General features: G+C 53.2%; 1 pseudogene. It reads right to left on the bottom strand.

From position 1 onward, the window contains the following. Positions 1-308, bottom strand: a pseudogene (locus QP891_RS11745) (IS110 family transposase); the annotation flags it as partial.

Below are 308 nucleotides of genomic sequence, written 5' to 3' on the forward strand. Positions count from 1 at the left end.
GCATAGTGTGCACCGGCAATGGTGACTGTTTGCTCAGCAATGGCAGCGAATATCGCATCGATAACTGGCTCGGGATTACGCGCTTTATGGCGGCGGGCGAAAGCTATAGTTTTTGTTTTACCGAGGCGTTTGATTTTCGTTGGCCCGCCGTAGCGGGCAAGCAGATGAAGGACCCATTTACGGTGGATTATCTGACCGCGAATGGCCTGCTCGAATTGCGGGTAGCAGCCGACAAGTGCGCTTCGAATCTGGTTGATGAGTCTGGTGTAGGAGCGTGCTAAGTCTTCGTCGATGCCGTTGAGGACTTT

The organism is Corynebacterium sp. MSK310 (genome assembly GCF_030227355.1).
Classification (GTDB): Bacteria; Actinomycetota; Actinomycetes; order Mycobacteriales; family Mycobacteriaceae; genus Corynebacterium; species Corynebacterium rhinophilum.